This window comes from Pseudomonas sp. NPDC087639 (assembly GCF_044743385.1).
Lineage (GTDB): Bacteria > Pseudomonadota > Gammaproteobacteria > Pseudomonadales > Pseudomonadaceae > Aquipseudomonas.
In genome coordinates, this window is the sequence record NZ_JBIUWI010000045.1 from 32,406 (window position 1) to 49,862 (window position 17,457).

The following is a 17,457-nucleotide window of genomic DNA, read 5'->3' on the forward strand; positions in this document are numbered from 1 at the left end:
CTTCCGTGCGGCGTCACGGGTGGGGCAATCCAGGGCGACGATGATAGGAGTCTGGCAGACGGACATGGATGGGCTCTCAGGCAGGTCGAAATCGGCGCGCATTGTAGCGGAACCGGCGGCGGCGCGGCACCCGATGATCGGTAAATCGTCGCGCCAACCGTGATCAGCATAGCGCTCGCTGCTATTGTGTCGACTCCGATACACAACCGACACGCCACCAACAAGCACCCGCGCTAGCCTCGCCAGCCGCAACACGTCCTTACATCAGCACTTCCCGCCCCACGGCCGGACGCCTATGCTGAAACCACCACCTCGCAGCCCATCTTTGTGGTTGGCGGCCTACTGGCAGATAAACAGCCCCATGCACAACAACCAAACCACCGTGAATGATGAGCAAAAAGACGACAAGCGCTGGAGCATCCGGGCCCTGATCGTCGACGATGACGTGCCGATCCGCGAGTTGATGATCGACTACCTCGCCCGTTTCAACATTCACGCCAGCGGCGTCACCGACGGCGCGGCGATGCGCCAGGCGATGCAGGCCGAACATTTTGATGTGGTGGTGCTGGATCTGATGTTGCCAGGCGAAGACGGCTTGTCGCTGTGCCGCTGGCTGCGCGCCGAATCGGACATCCCGATCCTGATGCTCACCGCCCGTTGCGAACCCACTGACCGCATCATCGGCCTGGAATTGGGCGCTGATGACTACATGGCCAAACCGTTTGAACCGCGCGAACTGGTGGCGCGGATCCAGACCATTCTGCGCCGCGTACGCGATGATCGCACCGAACAGCGGGCGAACATTCGCTTCGACAACTGGCGCCTGAACAGCGTCCTGCGCCAACTGATCGCCGACAACGGCCTTGTGGTGCCACTGTCCAACGCCGAATTCCGTTTGCTTTGGGTTTTCATCGAACGCCCGCGCCGAGTGCTCAGCCGCGAACAATTGCTCGACGCCGCCCGCGGGCGCTCGATCGAAGCGTTCGACCGCAGTATCGACCTGCTGGTCTCGCGCCTGCGGCAAAAACTCGGCGACGATCCAAAAGCCCCGCAGTTGATCAAGACCGTTCGCGGTGAGGGCTACCTGTTCGACGCCAGGGACATCGGCTGATGCGGGCGCGCTTCGACACGCTGTTCGGCCGCCTTTTTGGCATGCTGTTCGCGGCGATCGTCCTGGCACACCTGTTGGCGTTTACCTGGTTTCGCCTCTACGGCCCGCCACCGCCTCCGCCGCCACCGGAGTTTTCCCAGAACGCCGAGGGGCAACGTCCGCCCCAGGATCCGCGATACCCGCCACGCCCGCCTCGCCCGTGGTTTGGCGGGCCGATCGTGCCGCTGACGTTTCAGTTTGTCTCGCTGATAATTGCCGCGTGGTACGGCGCCAAACTGCTGAGTCGGCCGATCCAGCGCCTGAGCGACGCGGCCGAACGCCTCAGCGAAGACCTCGACAGCCCACCGCTCGACGAATCCGGCCCGCGCGAAGCCAGGCAAGCGGCGCACACCTTCAACCTGATGCAGCATCGCATTCGCGAACAGGTTCAACAGCGCGCACGCATGCTCGGCGCCGTCTCCCACGATCTGCGCACACCGCTGTCACGCCTGAAACTGCGTCTGGAAAACATCAGCGACGACAAGTTGCAAAGCCAGATGCGTCAGGATCTGAACGACATGATCGGCATGCTCGACGCCACCCTCACCTACCTGCACGAACAACGTACCAGCGAAGCGCTGCAACTGATGGACGTGCAGGCGCTGGTCGAATCGTTGTGCGAAAACGCTCAGGATCAAGGCGCTGACGTGCAAGTCAGCGGCCATTGCCCACCGATGCAGGTGCAGCCGATGGCGCTGCGTTCGTGTATCAACAACCTGATGGACAATGCCCTGCGCTATGCCGGGCAGGCGCGCATCGAATTGCAGGATCAGCGCGAGCAACTGCTGATCCGCGTGATCGACCACGGGCCGGGGATTGCCGAGGACAAGCGCGAGGCGGTGTTCGAACCGTTCTATCGCCTGGAAGGTTCGCGCAACCGCAATTCCGGTGGCGTGGGCTTGGGCATGACCATCGCCCGCGAGGCAGCGCAGCGTTTTGGCGGGCAATTGAACCTGGAAGAAACACCGGGTGGCGGCCTGACGGCAATCATCCGTTTGCCCCGCCCCTGAGAACACATCTGTGTACCAATCGGTACAAACCCCACATACCCACGACAACTTACGCCTTGAGGCTGCATAAGCCGGTACACCCACCGGCTTTCCATTCCAGGGAGTGAGTCCGATGATCGGTAGCGTCAGCAACTACACGAGCTATACCAGCACCAGCAGCAGCACCACTACGCAAAACGCCCGCAGCCAGCAACTGCAAAAAGAACTGTTCGCCAAACTCGACAGCAACGGCGACGGCGCGGTGGATCAGGACGAACTGAACAGCGCCCTGTCTCAAAAATCCGATGACGGCCTGCTGGTCAACCTGAGCAAACAGTTCGGTGATCTGGACAGCGACGGCAGCGGTAGCCTGAGTGCCGAAGAAATGACCGCCATGGCGCCCCCACCGCCACGCGATCAAGCGCCCAACACCGACCTGGCCGACGCCCTGATCAGCGCACTCGACATCGACGGCGACGGTGCCATCAGCAGCGACGAACTGAGCACCGGCCTGACCAGCGCCGGCAGCACCGCCGACAGCAATGAAATCTTCTCGGCGCTGGACAAGAACGAAGACGGCGTCGTCAGCCAGGACGAACTCACCGCCAGCCTGACCCCGCCGCCACCGCCTCCGCCACAAGTGAACAGCGATGAACTGTTCAGCCAGCTTGATGCCGACGGTGACGGCAGCGTAACCGCGACCGAACTGAGCAGCGTGTTGCAGGCCAGCGACAGCACCTCGACAGCCAGCACCGACACCAGCGCCGCGCTGCTCAAGGTTCTGGATAGCGACAGTAGCGGTGGCGTCAGCAGCGATGAGTTGAAGGCAGCTTTGCAGTCTGGACGTGAACGTCTGGATGAGGAGCAGACCGCCAGCGCTCAGACCAGCGCAGAAGCGCTGAACCGCATGATTGCGAACTTGAGCAAGCAGTACTCGTTGGATAATGCGGCGCCGGTGGGTAAGTACCTCAACGTCGCTACGTAACCCGCCTACTGTAGGAGCTGTCGAGTGGAACGAGGCTGCGATCTTTTGATTTTGCTTTTTGAATCATTAGCAAGATCAACAGATCGTGGCGTTTGGCGGTTCTTGCATGTGTGTGTGTGGGTGGGGGTTGGGGGTTGGGGGCATATCCGTTGCTGCGGTAACGGCTGCTTAGGGTTCCGCCCTTACGGCGGGTCACCTTTTCCAAACGCCGAAAAGGTAACCCAAAAGGCTGCCCCCTGACGTACGGCACTTCGCTGAGGCTCAGTGTTCCCTCGCTACGGTGTCCATCCGGGGGCATCGCCTCCGGTTTGCTTCGCTGCACCTCCTCTCGATGGATGCGGCTTCGCCGCACGGCGCTGCGCGCCTACCCCCCGGATGAACACCTTCGCTCGGCCTGCCGATGGGCTGAAGAGCAAGATCAAGAACAAAAGCAAAGCCGAAGCCGAAGCCAAAGCCAAAGCCAAAGCCAAAGCCAAAGCCAAAGCCAAAGCCAAAGCCAAAGCCAAAGCCAAAGCCAAAGCAGATCAAAAGATCGCAGCCTTCGGCAGCTCCTACAAGGAGTGAGTACACCTACCAGAGCCTGGTCGGCTATCAGGCCGCCATCGCTGGCAAGCCAGCTCCCACAAGAAAATGAATACACCCCACACGCGGCGCATGCCGCCCCACTCAACACAATGAGCGTTAGCTCGAGTACCGCTTTTGATCTTAAAGCGCCCGTCGGAAGGCTGAGTGGAGGGATTGATCCGGGGGTGGGAGCGCAGCGACCGTTCGACGAAGTCGAACACATCGAGAGGAGGTGCAGCGAAGCAAACCGGAGGCGATGCCCCCGGATCAATCCCGCAGCGAAGGAACCCGAGCCTAAGCGAGGGCCGTACGTCAGGGCACAGACCTTTTGGTTACTTTTGGGGCGTTTGCCAAAAGTGACCCGCCGTAAGGGCGGAACCCTAATCAGCCATTACCGCAGAAACGGATATACACCCAACCCCCACCAACAGCGAACCTAAACCCGAGCCTGACTCTTACTCCAATCCGTCAACAAACTATAAGCAACCGCCAAAAGCGTAGGCCCGATAAACAACCCAATAAACCCAAACGCAATCAACCCGCCAAACACCCCAAGCAACACAATCACCAACGGCAAATTCCCGCCACGACTGATCAGATAAGGCTTCAGCACGTTATCCACGCCACTGATGATGAACGTCCCCCAGATCCCGAGAAACACCGCCATCCCATACTCACCCTTCCACGCCAGCCAAGCCGTTGCCGGTACCCAGACCAACGGTGGCCCCATCGGAATCAGACTCAGCAGGAAGGTCACAATCCCCAACACCAATGCACCCGGCACCCCGGCAATCAAAAACCCGATCAACGCCAGAACCGCCTGTGCCGCCGCCGTGCCGATTACCCCGTTGACCACCCGCTGCACCGTACCGGCCACCAGCTCGATGTAGTACCCGGCACGATCGCCGATCAAACGCTCCAGCAGACCGTGCACGAACGCCGCCAGACGCGGCCCGTCACGATAGAAAAAGAACACAAAGACAATGCTCAGTGTCAGTTCAAGGATGCCGCCGCCAATCTGCGCACTGCGCGCCAGCAACCAGTTACCGACCTGCCCCAGATAAGGCTTGATCGACACCATCAACGCCGCGCCCTGCTGATCGATGCTGTTCCAGATCCCGAGCAGCCGCCCGCCCACAAACGGCACAGCGCCCAGCCAGGCTGGCGCCTCCGGCAGACCATCAACCTGCACATCCTTGATAAAGGCCGTGGCATCGCGCACATGATCAGCCAGGTTGAACCCCAGCCAGACCAGCGGCACTGCCACCAGCAGCATCCAACCCAACGTCAGAATCGCGGCAGCCAGCGACTCACGACCATTGAGCAACCGAGTCAGAAGACGCATCAGCGGCCAACTGGCAAACGCCAGCACTGCCCCCCAGAAAAGCGCCGACCAGAACGGCGCCATCACCCACAGGCTGGCGCCAAACAACACCAACAGCAGGATCTGCACCAGCAGTCGATCGTTATTGAGCATGTAAAGTCTCGAAAAAGTCAGTCAGGCCAAGAGTAGGCGAACATGCCGCGCATGCTCGCCCGCCAGAGCTTATCGCAACAGATCAATGCGCAGGCCAACGCCGTCGACATTGCCGGTTTCCATCCGCGCCGCGCGTACGCCCTGATTGATCAGCGCCTGGCGCCAGGCCTCGGCTTTAGGGCCGGACACCGTGACTCGCTGAGTGGTATCGAGGTTCAAACCACGCGAAATCAAGCGCAGCCAGGTGTCATCCGGATCATTGACGAGTTTTGGGAAATCCAGCTCGCCGGTGCTCTTGAGTTGGCGCAACAAGGTCGCCGAAGTCGGCAGCAACTCGCCTAATGGCGCCCCCGCATCGAACTGTTCGACATGCAGATAGGCTTTGCGATTGCCGCGCGTGATGCTGTAGAGCGCCACCAGCGTGTTGTCCTTCGGTGCCGCCAACCTCAGCAACAGATAGGCCTGTTGCTCGTCGGAGCCATACAGCTTGGCATTACCGAACACCTCATTAGCCCACAGACTGCTTTCGCCACAGTCGCGCGCCTGACACCAGAACAGCAACTCGGCATCCTGCTTTTGCAGGGCCTCGCGGGCAGCGGTGAAGGCTTCGGTGGCGGAATGTTCGGGCGGCAACTCGTAAGTGACCGAGGTGGTCTGGCCACGGGCAGTGACTTGGCCGTCAAAGCGCAACTGGCCGCTGATCTTGCGAATCGAGCCCAGCGGGTAGATTCGCTCCAGCTCCACGGGCGGGCGATAGTCGACGATTTGCGCATCGGCCAGACGCGGCACGATCTGCAAATCCTGACTGCCGGGCACATCGGCGGCGAACGAAACGGAACTGAAACAGCACAGCGCCAACAGACTGAGTGACCGCATAGTCAGGCTCATCGGATCGGCATGACTTGGCTATTCGGGGTCGCAGCGGTATAGAAATCCATCGTGGTTGTCTCCCATTTCAACCCGCCCAGCCTCGACAGTTGCCCGCTGCAAGTCAAGGAATGGCGAAGAACCGATTGAAACAGTCTGCGACAAGGTCGGCACCCGCGTCGTCGTTGAGGTGCAAATGGTGCCCGCCGGGCAGCTGTTCCCTGCTAAAGGGTAGACGCTCCAGCAGCTCCGGATGTTTGGCCAGCATGCCGTCGGCCGCGACCACCAATTGCGCCGGGCAACCGATGCGCTGGACGAATGCCATCGCCTGCTCCTGAGTCAGGCGCAATGGCGAAGGCAGGGTCAGGCGATTGTCGGTGCGCCATGTGTAACCGCCGGGCACCGGCATCAAACCGCGTTGAGCCAACAACTCTGCAGCCTCACGACTGACCGCCACCAAGCCTTTCATTCGCGCTTCGATGGCACGGTCGAGGGTGTTGTAGACCGGTTTGCGTTTCTCGCGCAGATCCAGCTGCGCTTGCAGGGCCATGCCCATGCGCTCGGCAGCGTTTTCGCCTTTGTCTGTAGGAGGAATCACCCCGTCGATCAAAGCCAGATGGCTGATACGCTCCGGCAATGAACCCGCCAGCACCAGTGAAACGATGGCGCCCATCGAATGCCCGAGCAGGCCGAACCGTTTCCAGCCCAGTTGTTCGGCAACTTGCAGCACATCATGGGCGTAGTCCCACAGCGCATAACCGGCGCCCTTCGGTCGATGCCCGGAATGCCCATGCCCAGCCATGTCCAGCGCAATAATGCGCAGGCCTTTGAGCTTGGGCGCCAGGCGCGCGAAGCTGTTGGCGTTGTCGAGCCAGCCATGCAGGGCGATCACCGGCAAGCCATCCTCAGGGCCGAACAAATGCGCTGCCAACTCGATATGCGGCAGGCTCAGGCGCACCTCTTCGACTGTCTGGCTCATGCGCAATCCTTGTCCTGACGGTTTTCCCAGCGAGTGAACAGATTCTTCAGCAGCCGCGCGGTGTCTTGCGGTCGCTCAAGGGGAAACATATGGCCACCGGGCATGCTCAGCGCCTCTCCCTGGGCAAGGCGTGAAACAAAGTGGGTGTGATGGCGCATCACCACGCGACTCTTGTGCCCACGCACCACCGCCAGCGGTACCTGCAACTGGCGAGTGCGCCCCGGGCTGGTGTGCGGCACGCCGCGATAGATGCTGATCTCGGTGGCCGGATCGAAACGCAGACGCAGCTTGTCGCCGACCTTGTGCAGGCCATGTTGCAGGTAAGCGTCGAAGCATTCCGGGTCAAAGCCACGAAACAGGCTCTTGCCGGCGAAGTAACTGCGCGCGCTGTCGAGGTCGGCGAACTCTTCGCGGCGCCCGAGTGTGCGGCCGGCCGGAGTCAATCGATCGATGAAACCAAAGCGCTTGGCGGCGCGAATCACCCATTGATCCGTGCGGGTCAGCACCGGCGAATCGAGCATCACCACGCCGCGATACAACTCAGGGCAACGCAGCGCCGCGTGTAAATGCAGCACACCACCGAAGGAATGACCGACGCCCCACACCGGCTGGTCTTGCTGTTTGAGATGGTGGATCAACTCGTCAACGAGGTTGTACCAGTTGTCATCCGCCGGGAAACGCGGGTCATGGGCATGCTGCTCCAGATGCGCGACCCGATACTCGGGCGCCAGCGCCGCGAACAACTTGCCATAGGTGCCCGAAGGGAAACCGTTGGCGTGGGCGAAAAAGATCGGTTGCGACATACCGGTAAATCCATGAGCGGGAAACGTGGCGTTGATTGTCCGTAAGACCGAAGCCGGCGGCAATGACCGTAACTGCCAGGAATGATGACAGTCCGGTCAGGGTGATGGTGGGTCAGGGGTTCGCTTTCCCGCTCACTGTAGAGACCCGTTTTCACCGCGCCGGTGGCTGCTCACCCAACGGCACCACAGCCATGGTCAATCGCGACACACAACTGGCCTTGCCTTCATCGCTGGTCAGACGGATATCCCACACGTGCGTCGTGCGGCCGATATGAATCGGCTTGGCCACCGCCGTCACCCGACCACTGCGCAAGCCGCGCAAATGGTTGGCGTTGATCTCCAGCCCCACGCAGTAAAACTTGCTCGCGTCGATGCACAAATAGCTGGCCATCGAACCGACGGTTTCCGCCAGCACCACCGATGCGCCGCCATGCAGCAATCCGTAAGGCTGGTGAGTGCGATGGTCGATGACCATGCTCGCGGTCAGCGATTCTTCATCGAACGCTTCGAAGCGGATATCCAGCACTTCGCCGATGGTGTTTTTCTGGATCGCGTTCAACTGCTCGATGTTCGGGGTGGTGCGCCACAGACTCATCGCAGACTTCCTTTGTTGTTTTTAGTGGTCGCTCAATCCTGCCACAGCACTGCCTCACTGCGCTCGCTCCATTCTTCGAAGCGGGCGCCGTAGGTGTCTTCGATGACGTTGCGTTTGATTTTCAGGGTCGGCGTGAGAAAGCCGTTTTCCACCGCCCAACTGTCCTTGACCACCACCAACCGACGCAGGCGTTCGTGTTTGTCGAGCACGGCATTGACGTCTTCCAGAAGCTTTTCCAGGCTCGAATGCAGACTCGCACGCGGCTCCTCCTGATTGACGCTTGAGAGTACGCACAACCCCAGCGGCGCACTCAGGCCATCACCGACCACGCACACCTGCTCGATTCGCGAATGCACCGCCAGACGGTTTTCGATCGGTGCCGGCGCCACGTACTTGCCTTTGCTGGTCTTGAAAATCTCCTTCAACCGCCCGGTTAATCGCAGACGTCCCTCGGCATCCTGCTCGCCCTTGTCTCCAGTACGCAGGAAGCCGTCTTCTGTGAGGGTTTCAGCGGTTTTCTGCGGTTCCTTGAAATAGCCGAGCATGTTCGCCCGACTGCGCACCTGCACCTCGCCTGACTCATCGATGCGCACCTCGACATCCGGGCACGGTTTGCCGATCCAGCCCTGTTTGTACTGGCCCGGCAGGCAGATGTGCGAGTAGCCGCAACTCTCGGTCATGCCATAGACCTCCAGCACATCGAGCCCGAGCTTCTGATACCAGGTGAGCAAAGTCTGCGGCACCGGTGCTGCGCCGGACAGAGCAACGCGCAAGGCATCAAGCCCCAGGCCTGCCAGCACTTTGTGCCCTACCCGCTTGCCAATGAACGGCAGGCCGAGGAGGAAATCCAGACGCTTCGCCGGGATCTTGCTGTAGACGCCCATCTGGAATTTGGTCCAGATCCGCGGCACGCCGAACATCGCCGTCGGCCGCGCACGTTTGAGGTCAGTGATAAAGGTGTCGAGGCTTTCAGCAAAAAACACGGTCTGCCCGGTGTAGATCGAAGCCAGTTCAACGAACATGCGCTCGGCGACGTGGCACAACGGCAGGTACGACAGCAGTCGATCACTCTCGTTGAGCCCGAACAACTGCGTGCCGCGGGTCGTCGCGAAGCCGAGATTGGCAAAGCTGTGCATTACGCCTTTGGGCAGGCCAGTGGTGCCGGAGGTGTAGATGATGGTCGCCAGTTGCTCGGCGGCGGGACGCGGGTCGTCTTGAATTGGCGAACTGCGCTGCAGGTCATCCCAACTGAAATCGAAGTCACCGGGTGGATGCAGCGGCAGGCTGATGGTCGGCAGATCAGCCGGCACGCCTTTGGACATGCCCGACCAGTCATCGAGTTTGCCGATGAACGCCAAGACGCTTTCCGAGTGATTGAGTACTTGAGCCACGGAGTCGGCGGTGAGGTTGGGATACAGCGGCACCGAAACGTGCCCGGCCATCCAGATCGCCAGATCGGCAATGATCCAGTGTGCGCAGTTTTTCGAGATCAGGGCGATGTGGCTGCCTTGCGGCAATTCCCGGGCACGCAGCCAGTGCGCAGCGCAGCGGGCCTGATGACCGACGTCGGCCCAGGTCAGGGTCTCGACCTGCCCACCGCCGACAGGTTGCACGAGGAAGCGCTGGCGCGGGTGCCGGCCCTCGCGTTCGTAAAACACGTCCAGCGGCAAACGGAATGCGGCAGACATGCGACTCGCTCCTGTTTTTTTGGTCTGGAGCAAGCGTAGTCAACCAAGCAAGTGCTTGGTTGGAAAATTCACACAAATAATTTCCGACGACACAGAGAACATGTGGGAGCGAGCCTGCTCGCGAATGCAGGGTGTCAGGCACATAAGTTGTGAATGACACTCCGCTTTCGCGAGCAGGCTCGCTCCCACAAAGGGATCAGCGTTATGGGTGCTTGAGGCTGTTGAGGGTCATCGAGCCGATCAGCAGTTCAGGACTCTCAAGCTCAGCCAACCCCGCCGTGCTGACCCGCTCCGGCGGATGCCCGGCGCCATGTTGCAGATAGCTCAACAGATTGCCCACCAACGGGTTGTGACTGACCAGCAGCACATTGCTCACCGACACCAGTTGATCGGTGACCTTGTCCGGATCAACTTCCGGCGTCAGCCACTCGACCGTGCGAATCTCCGGCTCGAATTTCAGCGCCTCGCGGACAATCTGTGCGGTCTGCTGCGCGCGCAGATAAGGGCTGGCGTAGATTGCGGTCAATGGCTTGCCCTTCAGGTGGGCCGCACTGCGCAGGACTTCTTTGCGACCGTGCTGGGTCAGCTCGCGCTCGGAATCGGGGCGCGAGCCATAAGGCACGGCCTCGCCGTGACGCAATACCCAGAGTTTCATAGCTTGGGTTCCTCATCTCGGGCCGGATGCGGTGCTGGCGGCACGGCGTGCGGCGCTTCACCTTCCGGGGTACGCGGCGTTGGCCAGTCGGCGAACGGCCAGGGTTTCTGGTCGCTGTGGAAGCTGCCGAAGCGGCCGATCTGCGCCAGAAACTGGCTCAGGCTGTCGCCGAAATTCATCAGGCTGGCGCTCGGGGCGCCATAGATCAAACGATAGATCAGCTGCACCAGCACCACCGCGCCGAGGATGAACTGCGCCACTTGCCAGACCAGCACGTAGACGATCATCCACAACACCCGCAGAAGGATGGATTCGTACTTGGCTTCGGTTTTCGGATCGTTCATATGTCGTTCCCTGTGAATCAGTTGAAACCACTGGTGGAAATAAAGTCGACGTCGGTTTTCGGCTCGGCCCGCATCAGTAGACCAATCACCTGCTCCAGCGTGCGTCCTTCGAACAGAATGGCGTGCAGCCCGGCGACCAGCGGCATGTACACGCCAACCTCATGGGATTTGGCTTTGAGCACCTTCAGGGTGTTCACCCCTTCGGCGACTTCACCGAGGCGCGATACCGCTTCTTCAAGGCTCAGGCCCTGACCGAGGGCGAATCCGACCTGATAGTTGCGGCTCTTGGGCGACGAGCACGTGACGATAAGATCGCCAACGCCGGCCAGACCGAGGAAGGTCATCGGGTTGGCGCCCTGATTGACCGCAAACCGGGTCATCTCGGCCAAGGCGCGAGTGATCAGCATACTCTTGGTGTTCTCGCCCATTTCCAGCGCCACCGCCATGCCGGCGATGATCGCGTAAACGTTTTTCAAGGCCCCGCCCAGTTCGACACCGAAACGGTCGGCGCTGGCATAAACGCGGAAGGTGCGGCCATGCAGCGCCGCTTGCACCTGCTTGCACAGTTCTTCGTCCTCACTGGCAACCACCGTGGCGGTCAGCGCGTGTTCGGCGATTTCCCGCGCCAGATTCGGCCCGGACAACACGCCGATGCGTGCCTGCGGGGCGATCTCTTCGAGGATCTGGCTCATCAGTTTGAAGGTGTGGGCTTCGATGCCTTTGGTCAGGCTGACCAGCATTTTGCCACTCAGCCGCTCGGCGTGAGCCGCCAGCACCGTGCGCAACGCGCTGGACGGCAGCGCGACAAAGCACAGGTCGCAGGCGTCGAGAGTGGCTTGCAGGTCAGTGACCGCAGTCACGCCCGGCAGAATCTTGATGCCTTTGAGGTAACGCGGGTTTTCGCGATTGACCCGGATGGCCTCGGCCTGCTCCGGGTCACGCATCCACTGCAAGACTTGATGGCCGTTCTCGGCCAGAAGATTGGCCACGGCGGTACCAAAACTTCCGCCTCCCAGGACCGCAATCGGGCGCTGTTCAGTCATATGCAATCCGTTAATCCATACCAGTGGCGATGGCGGCATTATACGGGGCGACCCGGTCGCGGCCAGCCCCCACGTCAATTACCGACACTTGTAGGAAGAAGACCAATAAAACCTAGGAAAATGCCTGCAACGTGACTGGAAAAGTCGCAGCCCTCGGTTAACATGCGCGCCAATTCTTCACTCTATAGGCTGTGTCGTGTTTTCTGGCCCTCCCCCATCACGTTCCTCTCTGCTGCTGGCGCTGCTGTTCAGCCCTTTGTTGCAGGCGGACGATCTGTTCATGGACAGCGAAGCGCTGCCACAGGTGCTGACGGCCACTCGGTTGAAACAGACGCCTGCGGAAGTGCCGGGGAGCATGACCGTGCTCGACAGCGAATTGATCACCGCCAGCGGCGCCCGCGACATCAGCGAACTGCTGCGTCTGGTGCCGGGGATGATGGTCGGCAACATCAGCGGCAATCAGGCAGCGGTCAATTATCACGGCACCAACGCCAGCGAAGCACGGCGCATGCAGGTGTTGATCGATGGCCGTTCGGTGTACCGCGCAGGCCTGGCCACGGTGGACTGGAGTGATATTCCGGTGGCCATCGAGGACATCGAGCGCATCGAAGTCTTTCGTGGCCCTAACACCGTCAGCTACGGTGCCAACGCGTTGATGGCGGTGGTCAACATCATCACCCGCAACCCGGCGGACAGCCACGGCACGCGGCTGAAGATTACTCGCGGCCAGCGCGGCATCAATGACTTCTATGCCAGCCAGGGCACGGGGTGGAATGGCGGCGACCTGCGCCTGTCGCTGTCCGGTCAGGAAGATGATGGGTTCGACACCGATCGAACCGGCGCCGATTACCGTGACAACCGTCGCTTGAATCGTTTCAGTCTCGCCGTCAGCCAAACCCTCAGTGACAACCAGAGTATCGACTGGCAGGTCAACGCAAAGGACGGCACCAACCAGCGGCCCTACACCTACCGCCCTGTGTTCTCGGGGATTACCGCCGCCGGGAACAATTCCGACGTGATAGCCAAGGACTACGCCGGTTCGGTGCGCTGGAACCTCGACATCAATCCCGAACACAGCCTCTATATCCAAGGCTCGGCGCAACACTGGGATCGCCAGCAAACCTGGCGCGCCTGCGACGCCGAGGTGTCGTTCAGCCCCGAGTTGACGCAACTGTGGCAAATCGACCCGAATTACACCGAACGCCTGGCACGCAATATCAACCGCTTCCTCGGCCCCGGCCCGGAATCCGGCACGCCGCAGCAAATGGCGCTGGCCAATCGTGTGCTCGATCAGTGGCGCAACGGCGCCAGTCAAACCCTGTGCGGCGATATCGATCAGAGTGCCCGCGAGTCGCGCTACGACCTCGAACTGCAAGACACCCTCAGCCTGTCCGACAGCCTGCGTCTGGTCAGCGGCATGAACTATCGTTACGACCGGGCCGATTCCGAGACCTACTTCAACGGCACGCTGGATGACACCACCTGGCGTGCGTTCGGCCAATTGGAGTGGCGCGCGACTGAACACTGGTTGTTGCAGGGCGGAGCGATGTTCGAAGACACCCAACTGATCGGCAGTTCACTGACCCCGCGCTTCGCCGTCAATTACCTGATCAATCCGCGCCACGGCCTGCGTGCGGTGTACTCGGAGGCGATCCGCTCGCCGGACATGTTCGAGAACAACGTCAACTGGAGCTATCAGGTGACCAAGCTGCGGCCTTCGGCCTACGGCCAGTCGTCGGCGCGCTATTTCGTCAAGACTCGCGGCCCTGGAGATCTCGACAAGGAACACATGCGTTCGCGCGAACTCGGCTACAACGGCTATTTCCCCGAGCAAGGCCTAGCGCTGGATGTGAAGCTGTTCTACGACGAAATCACCGGCATGATCAGTGAGCCACTGCGCAACAACCAATACATCGCCAGCAACGCCAACAGCTCACGGTTTCGCGGCAGCGAAGCACAACTCGACTGGCGCGTGAGCAGGGTCGACCGCTTGCGTTTCACTTACGCCTACGTCGACGCCGAGGCGAGCAATCCGCTGGATCAGCAATTCACCGCGAGCAACAGCGGTTCCGCCGGCTGGCTGCGCGATTGGGGCCACGGCTGGAACAGCGCCCTCTTCTATTACGGCGACAACGCCCTCAACGGCTACCGCTTCGAACGGGTCGACACGCGCATCGCCAAACGCATCGCTTTGGGCAAGGCCCAACTGCAACTGGCCGGCGTGTTGCAACAGCGGCTCGACCACGAACCGACCACGTTCGTCGACAACAACTATGACGAACGCCGCGTGATGTACTTCAGCGCCGAGTTGGAGTTCTAGGATGCGCTTCGGCCTGTCACGGAAGACGCCGACCCTTGGCCACTGGCTGGCCGTGCTGTGCCTGTTTTTGACCGCATGGCTGCATGGCGTGGCGGTGCAGGCGGCCGACATTCTATTGACCGGCGCCGAAGAAAGCCCCGGCGTGCAGGCCTTCGTTCAGGCGCTGAGTGAGTTGCGCCCGACCGATAATGTGCGTTTCCAGCCATTGGCCAGTCTGCCGGTGCCGGGCAAACTCCCCTCCAGCCTGCGCCTGATTCTGCTTGACCCGCCGAGCCTCGACTGGCGCCTGCAAGAGTCGCAAGGCCCGCCCACGCTCGTCTTGCGCATCAGCCGTTTGCAAGCCCGGCAACGTCTTGGCTCGGCACAGCCGTCGCACCTGAGCTTGCTGTGGAGCGATCCGCCGCTGAGCCGGCAGTTGCAACTGATCCGGCGAATTCTGCCCCAGGCCCGACGGGTTGGCGTGCTGTTCGATCAGCACAGCGAGTTCCTCCTTAAAGAACTGCAACTGGCAGCCCGCCCCTTGGACCTGGAAATCGTCAGCCAACGCTGGGACAACACCCACGACAGCCGCCCACTGCAAGAGGTGCTGAAAAACAGCGACGTGCTGCTGGGCCTCGACGACCCGGATCTGTACAACCCGAAAACCGCGAAAAACCTGCTGCTCAGCAGTTACTCAAGGCAATTGGCGCTGGTCGGCCCCAACGCCGCGTTTGTCCGTGCTGGCAGCCTGGCGAGCACTTACAGCGACCAGAGCGACTGGCTGAGCGTGCTCGACCATTTGCTCGACCAAGCGCCTGCCAATTGGCCGAGAACGCTCTATCCCGAACACTTTAAAGTCTCAAGTAATGCGCAGGTGGCTCGTTCCTTAGGGATCGAACCGCTTGATGACGCGTCTGTCGCCAGCGCTTTGGCTGAAGGAGAACGCCGCCCATGAGTTTTCATCGCCGTTGGGACATCAACACCCGCACCCAGATGATCAGCCTGGGCCCGGCGCTGTTGCTGACCTTAATGCTGATCAGTTTTTTCACCTTTGTACGCATTCAGGATTTGCGTCAGGAGCTGAACCACACCGGCCAACTGATCGCCAACCAACTGGCCCCCGCCACCGAATACGGAGTGATTTCCGGCAACAACGAAGTGTTGGAAAGCCTGCTCAAGGCCACGCTGGCAACGCCCAACGTGCGGTTTCTTGAGGTACAGGACAGCGCCAACCGAATTCTGGCGTACGTCGAACAACCGGCGGATGCACACCGTCGCCCGCATCAGGTCGAAGTGTTCCAGGCGCCGGTGCGGTTGCAACGAATCGCTTTGAACAATGATTTTTTTCAGGACGCAAAAGCCAGCAGTGGTGCGGCCAACGAGGATTATCTGGGGCGTGTGATCGTCGGTCTTTCCAACGATGCCTTCAGTCAGCGTCAGCAGGAAATCCTGCTCAAGGCCGGGATTCTCGCGATGTTCGCCTTGCTCTTCACCTTCGTCGTGGCGCGACGCCTGGCGGGCAGTCTGTCGCAGCCGATCCGCGATATCGGCAATGCGGTCAAGGCGATTCAGGACGGCGACTTCAAAACGCCGCTGCCGATTGTCGACGACACCGAACTGGGTGCCCTGTCGCAGCACATCAACAACCTCGCTCAGGCGCTGGAGCAGGCCAGTCGTGAACAGCAGCAGGCCATGGCGCAATTGATCCAGACCCGCGAGGAAGCGGAAAAGGCCAACAACGCCAAATCCGATTTTCTGGCGATGATGAGCCATGAACTGCGCACGCCGATGAATGGCGTGTTGGGCATGCTGCAACTGCTTGAAACAACAGAAATGACCGAGGAGCAAATCGAATACGCCGCGCTAGCCTCGGAATCCACCGAGCACTTGCTCAAGGTGATCAACGACATCCTCGACTTTTCGCGCATCGAACGTTCCGAGCTTGAGCTGGAACACATTCCGTTCAATCTGGCTGAAGTAATCGGGGCCTGCGCGCAGTCGTTCCAACACAGCGCGGTGCAGCGTGGTCTGGCGCTTGATCTGCGAATTCCCGAGGACATGCGCGGCTTGCAGGTGCAGGGCGACCCGACGCGGATTCGGCAGATTCTGGTGAACCTGGTCGGCAATGCCCTGAAGTTCACCGAACAGGGCCGGGTCAGTATCGAAGCGCAGTGGCAATCGCTGGATCACGAACTGCTGTGGTTCACCTGCTCGGTACGCGACAGTGGCATCGGCATTTCGTCCGAAAGCCTGGAGCTGATGTTCAACGCGTTCCAGCAGGCCGACAGTTCGATCTCGCGACGCTACGGCGGCACCGGTCTCGGCCTGCCGATCGCCCGCACCCTCGCCGAACGCATGGGCGGCACCTTGCGTGCGCAGAGCGAAGAAGGTCGTGGCTCGGTGTTCACCCTGGAAATTCCACTGGCCTTATATAAGCAGGCGTTACCACAACTGGCCGCACCACGGGCACTGAATGGCAACGACCATGGCGAGGGGCGCAAAGTCTTGTTGGTGGAAGATAATCCGGTCAACCAGACCGTGATTGAAGCGATGCTGCGCAGTCTGGGCTTTACTGTCAGTGTCGCCACTGATGGCGCGCAAGCGGTGCGCAGTGCCGAGAGCAGTGATTTCGAAGTGATCCTGATGGACTGTCGCCTGCCGATCATCGATGGCTACGAGGCGACCCGGCAGATTCGCTGTCTGCACGGACGCAGCGATGTGCCGATCATCGCATTGACGGCAAACGCTTTGCAGGGTGACCGGGAAACCTGCCTGTCGGCGGGCATGAACGATTATCTGGCCAAGCCGTTCAAACGCAATGACTTGCAGCAGATTCTGCAGCGATGGGTGTCGTAGTGACGGCTTTTCGACCATCTGCGACTGGCGTGAAAAGCGAAAGTGCGGCAGTCTTAGGCACCCGAACGAGCCTCAAAAGAGGCTTGAATAAAAATTTCAGTGCACAAGTGTACATTCATGTCCTTGGTGCTGTGACTTTCACCACAACGCAATAGTCTATGAG

At 60.5% G+C, this 17,457-nt stretch carries 16 protein-coding genes and 1 pseudogene; 7 read left to right on the forward strand and 10 right to left on the reverse strand.

Going from position 1 to position 17,457, the window contains the following annotated elements; all coding sequences use genetic code 11:
- Positions 1-102 (reverse strand): annotated as a pseudogene (locus tag ACIOVB_RS18665) (orotidine-5'-phosphate decarboxylase); the annotation flags it as partial.
- Positions 103-361: 259 nt separating this feature from the next.
- Here ACIOVB_RS18665 and ACIOVB_RS18670 point away from each other — a divergent pair.
- The 4 genes from ACIOVB_RS18670 to ACIOVB_RS18685 all read left to right on the forward strand — a co-directional run bounded on the left by ACIOVB_RS18670 (position 362) and on the right by ACIOVB_RS18685 (position 3,688).
- The gene (locus ACIOVB_RS18670; protein ID WP_187677829.1) at positions 362-1,111 is read left to right on the forward strand and encodes a response regulator; all 750 of its coding nucleotides are present in this window, start codon (positions 362-364) and stop codon (positions 1,109-1,111) included.
- Positions 1,111-2,160: a sensor histidine kinase gene (locus tag ACIOVB_RS18675; RefSeq protein WP_401270175.1), complete on the forward strand. Its 1,050-nt coding sequence runs from the start codon at positions 1,111-1,113 to the stop codon at positions 2,158-2,160. The genes ACIOVB_RS18670 and ACIOVB_RS18675 overlap by 1 nt, the downstream gene beginning before the upstream one ends.
- A 112-nt stretch (positions 2,161-2,272) precedes the next feature.
- Positions 2,273-3,124 carry a XopAW family type III secretion system calcium-binding effector gene (gene xopAW / locus ACIOVB_RS18680; RefSeq protein ID WP_401270178.1) on the forward strand — a complete coding sequence of 284 codons (852 nt, stop codon included), beginning with the start codon at positions 2,273-2,275 and terminating at the stop codon, positions 3,122-3,124.
- A gap of 375 nt (positions 3,125-3,499) precedes the next feature.
- Positions 3,500-3,688, forward strand: a complete 189-nt coding sequence (locus ACIOVB_RS18685; protein ID WP_401270180.1) for a hypothetical protein — start codon at positions 3,500-3,502, stop codon at positions 3,686-3,688.
- Between the two features lie 436 nt (positions 3,689-4,124).
- Here the strand turns inward: ACIOVB_RS18685 and ACIOVB_RS18690 are convergent, their stop codons facing one another.
- The 9 genes from ACIOVB_RS18690 to ACIOVB_RS18730 all read right to left on the reverse strand — a co-directional run bounded on the left by ACIOVB_RS18690 (position 4,125) and on the right by ACIOVB_RS18730 (position 12,139).
- The gene (locus tag ACIOVB_RS18690; RefSeq protein ID WP_187681301.1) at positions 4,125-5,165 is read right to left on the reverse strand and encodes an AI-2E family transporter; all 1,041 of its coding nucleotides are present in this window, start codon (positions 5,163-5,165) and stop codon (positions 4,125-4,127) included.
- Between the two features lie 69 nt (positions 5,166-5,234).
- Positions 5,235-6,041 (reverse strand): DUF4892 domain-containing protein, encoded by an 807-nt coding sequence (locus ACIOVB_RS18695; protein WP_187681300.1) that lies wholly within the window; start codon positions 6,039-6,041, stop codon positions 5,235-5,237.
- 115 nt (positions 6,042-6,156) lie between these two features.
- Complete coding sequence (locus ACIOVB_RS18700) at positions 6,157-7,011, reverse strand: alpha/beta hydrolase (protein ID WP_401270182.1); 855 nt, start codon at positions 7,009-7,011, stop codon at positions 6,157-6,159.
- The gene (locus ACIOVB_RS18705) at positions 7,008-7,814 is read right to left on the reverse strand and encodes an alpha/beta fold hydrolase (protein WP_187681298.1); all 807 of its coding nucleotides are present in this window, start codon (positions 7,812-7,814) and stop codon (positions 7,008-7,010) included. The genes ACIOVB_RS18700 and ACIOVB_RS18705 overlap by 4 nt, the downstream gene beginning before the upstream one ends.
- A 151-nt stretch (positions 7,815-7,965) precedes the next feature.
- Positions 7,966-8,409, reverse strand: coding sequence for a hotdog fold thioesterase (locus ACIOVB_RS18710; protein WP_042560476.1), 444 nt, complete (start codon positions 8,407-8,409; stop codon positions 7,966-7,968).
- 32 nt (positions 8,410-8,441) lie between these two features.
- Positions 8,442-10,097, reverse strand: a complete 1,656-nt coding sequence (locus ACIOVB_RS18715; protein ID WP_401270186.1) for an AMP-binding protein — start codon at positions 10,095-10,097, stop codon at positions 8,442-8,444.
- 202 nt (positions 10,098-10,299) lie between these two features.
- Entirely contained in the window at positions 10,300-10,752 is a 453-nt protein-coding gene (sixA, locus tag ACIOVB_RS18720) for a phosphohistidine phosphatase SixA (protein ID WP_401270188.1), read from the reverse strand.
- Positions 10,749-11,096 carry a DUF4389 domain-containing protein gene (locus ACIOVB_RS18725; RefSeq protein ID WP_095137170.1) on the reverse strand — a complete coding sequence of 116 codons (348 nt, stop codon included), beginning with the start codon at positions 11,094-11,096 and terminating at the stop codon, positions 10,749-10,751. Before ACIOVB_RS18725 ends, sixA begins: the two co-directional genes overlap by 4 nt.
- Before the next feature lie 17 nt (positions 11,097-11,113).
- Positions 11,114-12,139: an NAD(P)H-dependent glycerol-3-phosphate dehydrogenase gene (locus ACIOVB_RS18730; protein WP_401270190.1), complete on the reverse strand. Its 1,026-nt coding sequence runs from the start codon at positions 12,137-12,139 to the stop codon at positions 11,114-11,116.
- A 196-nt stretch (positions 12,140-12,335) separates the two neighbouring features.
- On the opposite strand from ACIOVB_RS18730, the gene ACIOVB_RS18735 reads away from it, so the two are divergent.
- From ACIOVB_RS18735 to ACIOVB_RS18745, 3 genes are read left to right on the forward strand one after another with little or no spacing between them, the layout of a single operon-like run.
- Entirely contained in the window at positions 12,336-14,459 is a 2,124-nt protein-coding gene (locus ACIOVB_RS18735) for a TonB-dependent receptor plug domain-containing protein (RefSeq protein ID WP_401270192.1), read from the forward strand.
- 1 nt (position 14,460) lies between these two features.
- Positions 14,461-15,393 carry an ABC transporter substrate-binding protein gene (locus ACIOVB_RS18740; protein WP_401270194.1) on the forward strand — a complete coding sequence of 311 codons (933 nt, stop codon included), beginning with the start codon at positions 14,461-14,463 and terminating at the stop codon, positions 15,391-15,393.
- Entirely contained in the window at positions 15,390-17,294 is a 1,905-nt protein-coding gene (locus ACIOVB_RS18745) for an ATP-binding protein (RefSeq protein ID WP_401270197.1), read from the forward strand. Before ACIOVB_RS18740 ends, ACIOVB_RS18745 begins: the two co-directional genes overlap by 4 nt.
- Positions 17,295-17,457 lie beyond the last annotated feature (163 nt).

Excerpts from the sequence above, each read along its gene's own strand:
- ACIOVB_RS18695 (WP_187681300.1), bottom strand. The coding sequence starts at position 6,041 with ATGCGGTCACTCAGTCTGTTGGCGCTGTGCTGTTTCAGTTCCGTTTCG.
- ACIOVB_RS18685 (WP_401270180.1), top strand. The coding sequence starts at position 3,500 with ATGAACACCTTCGCTCGGCCTGCCGATGGGCTGAAGAGCAAGATCAAG.
- ACIOVB_RS18730 (WP_401270190.1), bottom strand. The coding sequence starts at position 12,139 with ATGACTGAACAGCGCCCGATTGCGGTCCTGGGAGGCGGAAGTTTTGGT.
- ACIOVB_RS18690 (WP_187681301.1), bottom strand. The coding sequence starts at position 5,165 with ATGCTCAATAACGATCGACTGCTGGTGCAGATCCTGCTGTTGGTGTTG.
- ACIOVB_RS18725 (WP_095137170.1), bottom strand. The coding sequence starts at position 11,096 with ATGAACGATCCGAAAACCGAAGCCAAGTACGAATCCATCCTTCTGCGG.
- ACIOVB_RS18745 (WP_401270197.1), top strand. The coding sequence starts at position 15,390 with ATGAGTTTTCATCGCCGTTGGGACATCAACACCCGCACCCAGATGATC.
- ACIOVB_RS18700 (WP_401270182.1), bottom strand. The coding sequence starts at position 7,011 with ATGAGCCAGACAGTCGAAGAGGTGCGCCTGAGCCTGCCGCATATCGAG.
- ACIOVB_RS18715 (WP_401270186.1), bottom strand. The coding sequence starts at position 10,097 with ATGTCTGCCGCATTCCGTTTGCCGCTGGACGTGTTTTACGAACGCGAG.
- sixA (WP_401270188.1), bottom strand. The coding sequence starts at position 10,752 with ATGAAACTCTGGGTATTGCGTCACGGCGAGGCCGTGCCTTATGGCTCG.
- ACIOVB_RS18675 (WP_401270175.1), top strand. The coding sequence starts at position 1,111 with ATGCGGGCGCGCTTCGACACGCTGTTCGGCCGCCTTTTTGGCATGCTG.
- xopAW (WP_401270178.1), top strand. The coding sequence starts at position 2,273 with ATGATCGGTAGCGTCAGCAACTACACGAGCTATACCAGCACCAGCAGC.
- ACIOVB_RS18670 (WP_187677829.1), top strand. The coding sequence starts at position 362 with ATGCACAACAACCAAACCACCGTGAATGATGAGCAAAAAGACGACAAG.
- ACIOVB_RS18710 (WP_042560476.1), bottom strand. The coding sequence starts at position 8,409 with ATGAGTCTGTGGCGCACCACCCCGAACATCGAGCAGTTGAACGCGATC.
- ACIOVB_RS18740 (WP_401270194.1), top strand. The coding sequence starts at position 14,461 with ATGCGCTTCGGCCTGTCACGGAAGACGCCGACCCTTGGCCACTGGCTG.
- ACIOVB_RS18705 (WP_187681298.1), bottom strand. The coding sequence starts at position 7,814 with ATGTCGCAACCGATCTTTTTCGCCCACGCCAACGGTTTCCCTTCGGGC.